This is a genomic window from Shinella sp. (genome assembly GCF_035998705.1).
GTDB lineage: Bacteria > Pseudomonadota > Alphaproteobacteria > Rhizobiales > Rhizobiaceae > Shinella.
This window is the reverse complement of sequence record NZ_DASYHH010000020.1, coordinates 1-7,589: the sequence shown is the minus strand read 5'-3', so window position 1 is coordinate 7,589 and position 7,589 is coordinate 1. Positions and strand designations below refer to the sequence as shown.

6 protein-coding genes are annotated in these 7,589 nt (G+C 64.4%); 5 read left to right on the top strand and 1 reads right to left on the bottom strand.

From position 1 onward, the window contains the following. Positions 1–967: 967 nt before the first annotated feature. Entirely contained in the window at positions 968–1,390 is a 423-nt protein-coding gene (locus VGN93_RS15455; RefSeq protein WP_327508142.1) for an organic hydroperoxide resistance protein, read from the bottom strand. Between the two features lie 114 nt (positions 1,391–1,504). Here VGN93_RS15455 and VGN93_RS15450 point away from each other — a divergent pair, with 114 nt between their 5' ends. The 5 genes from VGN93_RS15450 to VGN93_RS15425 all read left to right on the top strand — a co-directional run bounded on the left by VGN93_RS15450 (position 1,505) and on the right by VGN93_RS15425 (position 7,389). Beyond that, complete coding sequence (locus VGN93_RS15450; RefSeq protein WP_319310867.1) at positions 1,505–1,996, top strand: MarR family transcriptional regulator; 492 nt, start codon at positions 1,505–1,507, stop codon at positions 1,994–1,996. 102 nt (positions 1,997–2,098) lie between these two features. Then, the gene (locus VGN93_RS15445) at positions 2,099–4,051 is read left to right on the top strand and encodes a PAS domain-containing sensor histidine kinase (protein WP_327508141.1); all 1,953 of its coding nucleotides are present in this window, start codon (positions 2,099–2,101) and stop codon (positions 4,049–4,051) included. Further along, positions 4,020–4,397, top strand: a complete 378-nt coding sequence (locus VGN93_RS15440; protein ID WP_319310859.1) for a response regulator — start codon at positions 4,020–4,022, stop codon at positions 4,395–4,397. The genes VGN93_RS15445 and VGN93_RS15440 overlap by 32 nt, the downstream gene beginning before the upstream one ends. 287 nt (positions 4,398–4,684) lie before the next feature. Continuing rightward, positions 4,685–5,920, top strand: a complete 1,236-nt coding sequence (locus VGN93_RS15430; RefSeq protein WP_327508140.1) for an MFS transporter — start codon at positions 4,685–4,687, stop codon at positions 5,918–5,920. Positions 5,921–6,003: 83 nt separating this feature from the next. Beyond that, complete coding sequence (locus VGN93_RS15425) at positions 6,004–7,389, top strand: multicopper oxidase family protein (RefSeq protein WP_327508139.1); 1,386 nt, start codon at positions 6,004–6,006, stop codon at positions 7,387–7,389. Positions 7,390–7,589 lie beyond the last annotated feature (200 nt).

Genomic DNA, 7,589 nt, shown 5'->3' with positions numbered 1-7,589 from the left:
GCCGTAGTAGTCGTAGGACTTCACCTTCTTGATGAAGCAGTGCGGCTTGTAGCCGTAGCTGTAATAGCCGGCCTGCGACGGGGCGGCAAAAGAGATGGCGGCGACGGCTGCGATGGCGGCGGAAATGATGATCTTGCGCATTGGGTTTCTCCTGATCTCTGTTGGATGAGCCTCTCTCATCCAGTGACCGGACTTTCCCACATCGCCGAGAGGCGCGCTGTTCCGGATGGAACAGGCACATTACAGCGCCGGCGGGGCGAAGGCCGTGCGCAAACGCGCCCGGCACTCGGCAAAGGCAGCGCCCGCGAACAATCCGTCGCGCTTTCGGAGATCAACACCGCCTCCGCGACGCTCGTGGCGCAAGGTGAAACGCTGGGAGGAGTTCTGAGTTAATGGAAAAGGTCACGGCAAACTCCCCATGATCTCCCCCCTTTGAGGGGGAGATGTCGCGAAGCGACAGAGGGGGGTGGCGACGGTGCGGCAAGCACAATGGCCGATGGCGGATGGGGCTTACCCCCCTCTGCCCTGCCGGGCATCTCCCCCTCAAGGGGGGAGATCGGCAAGATGCTGAAACATCGCTCAACCAGCAACGCTTGAGATGGGCGGCGAGACGGTGCTCCATCCAATCTCCCCCCTCAAGGGCAGGGTTATCGCATATGGCGGGAAACCGTTGCCGTTTTCCCCTTCTCCCCTGCGGGGAGAAGGTGGCCCGAAGGGTCGGATGAGGGGGTGGCTCGGATCGAGCCTTTGCGCCTTTGGCATCCCCCTCATCCGCCTGCCGGCACCTTCTCCCCGCGGGGGAGAAGGGGAAAACGGCAAAGTCGAATTCCATATGCGATAGCCCTGCCCTCAAGGGGGAAGATCGGCAAGTGGCGCGGCGTCAGTTCATCTCATGCTTCCAAGGATCTACATAAAAAAGCCGCCCGGGGCGCTCCGGGCGGCTTTTGCATTCTGCCTGCGGCGACGATCAGACCACGGTGGTCTTGACGTCGAGGTTGCCGCGGGTGGCGTTGCTGTAGGGGCAGACGACGTGGGCCTTCTTGGCGAGGTCCTCGACCACGGCCTTGTCGACGCCGGGCACGGAGATTTCGAGCGAGGCTTCGAGGCCGAAGCCGCCGCCGTCTTCACGCGGGCCGATGCCGACGGTGGCGGTGACCTTGGCGTCGTCCGGGATCTTTACCTTTTCCTTGCCGGCGACGAACTTCAGCGCGCCGAGGAAGCAGGCGGAATAACCGACCGCGAAGAGCTTTTCCGGGTTGGCGCCGGTGGCGCCGTCGCCGCCGAGCTCCTTCGGCACGGTCAGCGTCACGTCGACGGTGCCGTCCTCGGCTGCGCCATGGCCGGCGCGGCCACCGGTGGAGGTTGCTTTGGTCCTGTAGAGAATGGGCATGGAATGTCTCCTTCCTGGTTTCGTTGACGATGGAAACTAGATAGCGCAAAATTAGATTGCGCGCAATATGATTTTACGCATTGCAAATTTTTTATTTTCTGCTAGTTTCTCACCATGAGCGACAAACGTGACCAAGCTGAGACGGATGACATTCCGGCAGGCGCGCTGGCCCTCGACCAGCAGCTCTGTTTTGCGGTCTATTCCGCGGCCCATGCGCTGAACCGCACCTACAAACCGCTGCTCGACCCCTACGGCCTCACCTATCCGCAATATATAGCGCTGATGACGCTGTGGGAGGAAGACGGCCGCACGGTGAAGGCGCTCGGCGCCAAGCTCGGCCTGGATTCCGGCACGCTTTCGCCGCTGCTCAAGCGGCTGGAGGCGACGGGCTATATCGTCCGCGCGCGCGACAGGCACGATGAGCGGCAGGTGCTCATCACCCTCACCGACAAGGGCCACGCGATGAAGCGGGACGCCGTGGCGATCCGCATGGAGATCGGCAGGGCGACCGGCTGTTCGCTGGAGGCGCTCCAGGCGCTGACCGCCGACCTGCAGGCGCTGGCCGGGCGGCTGGAGGCGGACCAGGTCCACGACGACGCCGCCTGAAAAGGCAGGATTTTTCCGGATGCTTATCCCACGGGACCTGTTCGCCATGCAACCTTCGCGCTAACGTGCGCGCGGCGGAACGGAACGCCGAAGGGGACAAGCTTGAACCTGACATGGTCCTGGCAGAAGGCGAACGTCGCGGCGAGCCTTTGGTGCATCGCCGTGGGCGTGGCGATGATGGCGCTCTGGCTGGCGGAACCCGCCGGCCTGGCGGCGCGCTTCCCGTCGCTCTTCGGCATGAAGTTCAATGCGGCGCTCGCCTTCACCGTCGTCGGCGTCGCACTTGCGCTCTGCGCCCGCGGCGTGCGCACCCTGCCCGCGGCTCTGTTGGCGCCGGTCTTCCTCTACGGCATGCTCGCGCTGTCCCAGCACCTGTTCGGCATCGATGCGGGCATCGACACGCTGCTCGACACGCCCTTCGTCGATATCGGCACCAGCCTGCCGGGGCGCATCGCACCCAATACGGCGCTGTGTTTCATGCTGGTGAGTGTGGCTCTGGCGCTGCGGGCGCTCAGGCAGAAGAACGACATCGTGCAGGTGGCGCTCGGCTTCGCCACCTTCATCACGGCGGCCGCCGCCCTCATCGGCTATGCGATCGCGCTCGATTTCGCCCATGACTGGGTGCGCTTCACCCGCATGTCGTTCCAGAGTGCCAGCTGTTTCGTGGCGATCGGCATCGTGCTCATCTTCGTCGGCACCGAGGCGATCAGCTATCATCGCCTGACGCTTGCCGGCGTGCTCGGGCTCGTCACCTATCTCATCCTGCTGACGATGACCTATTACGAGCTGTCGCGCTACGAAGCGGCCTTCGGCATCACCTTCTCCTCCACCGGCCCCGATGCGCGCTCCACCCTCTCCTCGCTCGTGCTGATCTCCGGCACGCTCTACGGCGCGCTGGTCATCCATCTCTACGTCTCCTCCCGCCGCGCGCGGCGCATGGCGGCCGATCTCGCCGAAAGCCGCGGCCGGCTCGGCGCCATCATCGACAATGCGGTGGACGGCATCATCACCATCGACGACCGCGGCTTCATCCTCTCCGCCAACCCCGCCTGCACCCGCATCTTCGGCTACGCGCCGGAGGAGATGGCCGGCCGCAATGTGAAAATGCTGATGCCGGAGCCCTATCACAGCGCCCATGACGGCTATCTCGGCAACTACAACCGCAGCGGCGATGCCAAGATCATCGGCATCGGCCGCGAGGTGGAGGGCCGGCGCAAGGACGGCTCCGTCTTCCCGCTCGACCTCGCCGTCGCCAAGGTGGAGCTGAACGGCGCGACGATCTACAGCGGCATCGTGCGCGACATTTCCGAGCGCAAGGCGGGCGAGCAGGCGCTGATCGAAGCCAATGCGGAGCTGGAGGAATTCGCCTACCGCACCTCGCACGACCTGCGCTCGCCGATCGCCTCCTCCATGGGGCTGCTCACCATTTCGCGCGAGATGCTCTCGGAGGGCGATCTTCCCGCGCTCGGCCAGACGCTCCAGCGCATGGAAAAGAATTTCGGCCGCCTCGACCACCTGATCCAGAACATCATCACCCTCACCCGCACCCGGCTGATGGAGGAGGACGACCGGCCGATCGACCTTCGCGCGCTGGTCTCCGAGGCGATCGACGCGCTGTCGCATCTCGACGATACCAAGCGCATCCGCATCGAAAATCATGTGCCGGCGGAATTGACAATCGTCAGCAAGCCGTCGAAATTCCACATTATTGTCGGCAACATGCTGTCCAACGCGGTCAAATATCACGATCCGAAGGAGGCCGAGCCGGCGATCGATGTCCGCGCCTTCCGCTACGCCGGCAAGATGCGGCTGTCGGTGGAGGACAACGGCCTGGGCGTTCCGCCCGCCAGCCGCCATTTGTTGTTCAAGATGTTCAAACGGCTGCACCCGAGCCGGTCCTTCGGCAGCGGGCTCGGCCTCTACATATTGAAAAAAAGCGCGGAAGCCCTCGGCGGTTCTGCCCTTTATGAAGCAAGAGACAAGGGCAGCCGGTTCGTCATCGAACTGCCCGACGGGGAACAAAATGAAAATTCATTCGATCCTGGTCGTCGATGACGACGAGAACGACCAGTTCATCTGCGAATACACGATCCGCAAGTTCGACCCGTCGATCCGCATCCTGAAGGCCTTCGACGGCTCGGAGGCGCTCGACATCCTGCACCGCGAGACGCCGGACGCCATCATCCTCGACATCAACATGCCCGTGATGAACGGCTTCGAGTTCCTCGACCGCTATGCGCAGGAATTTGCGGTCCACGCCCCCGTCGTCGCCATGCTGACCAGCTCCCATCTCGGCAAGGACCGCGAGCGGGCGATGGGCTACAGCTTCGTCAAAAGCTATTTCGAAAAGCCCTTGCAGGCCGATCACCTGCGCCTGATGGCGGAGCTTTTGCGGGGGTAGCGAAAGCGCCGGGGCGATACCTCCCTCTGCCCTGCCGGGCATCTCCCCCTCAAGGGGGGAGATTGGATGGGGCGGCGTTTCGCCCATTTCTAACGTTGCTGATCGAGCGGGTTTTTTGCGTCTTGCCGATCTCCCCCCTTGAGGGGGAGATGCCCGGCAGGGCAGAGGGGGGTGCGGCGGCCACATCCGCGAGTGCTTCAGCCGCCCATCACGCGTGTATACAATTTCGGCGTTGCAGTTCGTTTTCCGGCCTGTCTTTCCCCAATTCCTTCGCCATAGTGGCGCGCATGTCCACGATTCGTCCGCTGATTCCCCTTCTCGTCACCGCAGGTATCCTGATCGGCGGAAACGGGCTACAGGGCACGTTCATCGCGCTGCGCGCTTCGCAGGAAGGTTTTTCCACCTCCGTCATCGGCTTCGTCGGCGCGGGCTATTCGATCGGCTTCGCCATCGGCTGCATCTATGTCACGCGCGTGCTGCGCGCCATCGGCCATATCCGCACCTTTTCCGCCATGGCGGCGATCGCGTCGGCGTCGGCGATCGCCATGGTGCTCATCATCGATCCGATCTTCTGGTTCGCCATGCGGCTTGTCGCGGGCATCTGTTTTGCGAGCCTGTTCGCCACCGTCGAAAGCTGGCTGAACGCCTCCGTCACCAATGCCAACCGGGCGCGCACGCTTTCCGTCTATCGTCTCGTCGACCTCGGCTCGGTCACGGCGGCGCAATATCTCATTCCCGGCATCGGCATCGGCGGTTTCGAGCTTTTCGCCATCGTCGCCATGGCGCTGTCGCTGTCGCTGGTGCCGATCTCGCTTGCCGACCGTTCCAGCCCGACCGTGCCGGAGGCGATCCGCTTCGACGTCAAGAAGCTCTGGAACATCTCGCCGCTCGCCACCATCGGCTGCATCGTCGTCGGCCTCACCAATGCCGCCTTCCGCAACCTGGGACCGATCTACGCCCATGACATCGGCCTGTCGGTGACGGCGATCGCGAGCTTCATGAGTGCGGGCATCGTCGGCGGCGTGGTGCTGCAATATCCGCTCGGTATCTATTCCGACCGGCTCGACCGCCGCCTGATCATCCTCGTCGCGACCTTCGGCTCGGCGCTTGCCGCCCTCTACCTCGCCTTCTTCGCGGGCGGCGACGAACTGAAGAACCTCATCGGCATCTTCGTCTTCGGCGCCTTCGCCATGCCGCTCTATTCGCTCTGCTCGGCGCATGCCAACGACCATGCAGGCGAAGGCGAACATGCGCTGGTGTCCGCCGGCATGCTGTTCTTCTGGTCCTGCGGCGCCATCATCGGCCCGCTCTTCGCCTCGGTGCTCTTGCAGTTCTTCGGGCCGCAGGCGCTGTTCCTCTACACGGCCGTCATCCTCGTCGCCTTCATGGTCTATACGGCCGTGCGCATCAGCGCGCGTGCCGCGGTGCCGGCGGGCGCACGGCGCAGCCGCTTCCGCAACCTGCTGCGCACCTCCTTCTTCTTCAACAAGCTCGCCGACAAGGACCGCAACGGCGAACACTGATCTGCGGCAATCTGGTCGCGCGCCGCTTATTGCTGAGCGAGCGCCTCAGGTTTAGAAGCGGGTGACGCACCGGAGGGACCGCCATGCTGACACGCCGCACGCTGATGAAGGGCGCACTCGTCGCCGGCGCCTATGCCGGCGGGATCGGCCTTGCGGGGCGCTTTGGCGGACTGGCGAACGCGCAGGCGGCGGCAACGCTGGTGGCACGCCCCGGCGAGGCGATGATCACCGACAAGGGGCCGACCAAAGGCATCATGACCTATGGCGACGGCGAGGTGCCGCCTGTCCTGCGCATGCGGCGCGGCGAGGCCTTTGCGCTCAGGCTCGACAACAAGCTCGACGAGCCGACGACGGTGCACTGGCACGGCCTGCGCATCGACAACAGGATGGACGGCGTGCCGTTCCTGACGCAGCCCTATGTCTATGGCGGCGACGGGTTCGACTATGCCTTCACCCCGCCCGATGCCGGCACCTTCTGGTATCATCCCCATTGCAACACGCTAGAACAGATGGGCCGTGGCCTTGCCGGCGTGATCGTCGTGGAGGACCCGGCCGACCCCGTCTTCGACGCCGAGATCGTCCTCAACCTGCGCGACTGGCGGCTCGGCGGCGACGGGCAATTCATCGCCCAGTTCAAGCCGCGTGACGCCGCGCGTGCCGGCACCTTCGGCACCGTGCGCACCGCCAACTGGCGGCAATCGCCGCAATATGACGCGCCGGCCGGCGGCCTCGTGCGGCTGCGGCTTGCCGCGACCGACGTCACCCGTATCCTGACGCTGCAAGTCGAGGGTGCTGAGGCCGAGGTGATCGCGCTCGACGGCAATCCGGCTGCGACGCGTTTCGCGCTCGACCACCTGATGATCGGCCCCGGCCAGCGGCTCGACATCGCGCTGCGCATGCCCGACACGGAGGGCGCCGTCGCGATGCTGAAGGACCTGCGCGGAACCAAGCCCGCGACACTCGCCACCTTCCGCGCCGTCGGCGCTTCGCTGAAGCGCACCATCGCCGACCTGCCGGCGCTGGCGGCAAATCCCCTGCCCGAGCCGGACCTTTCGGCGGCGACCGAAATCCCCTTCATCCTCAGCGCCTCGGCGGAAGAGCGCCCGAAGGACGGTATCTGCGGTTCGCTCGGCTATAATTTCTGGGCCATCAACCGGGTGCCGTGGGCCGACGACAGCGGTGATGCGACCGCCCCGCTCGCCGAGATGAAGGCGGGCCGGACCTATATCTTCAATGTCGAGAACCCGACGCCGCAGGTGCACCCCCTCCACCTGCACGGCCTCGCCTTCCGGCCGATGAATTCCAGCAAGCAGGCGATCCGCCCGCATTTTTCCGACACCTACCTCATCCTGCCCGACGAGAAGGTGCAACTGGCGCTGGTCGCCGACAATCCGGGCGACTGGGTGTTCCACTGCCACATCATCGAACACCAGAAGACCGGCATGACCAGCTATGTGCGGGTGGCATAACCTCTCCTCCGTCATGCTCGGGCTTGACCCGAGCATCCATCCACCGGCACGCCGCGGATGTGGATCCTCGGGTCAAGCCCGAGCAACTGTGTTGTGAGATGTCAAGACAGGAACGCTCTGTTGTCCCTCACGGCTGCATTGAGGGCGACGAGGAGGCGTCTTGCGATGGCGATGATGACGAGCTTGGCTGGTTTGCCCTT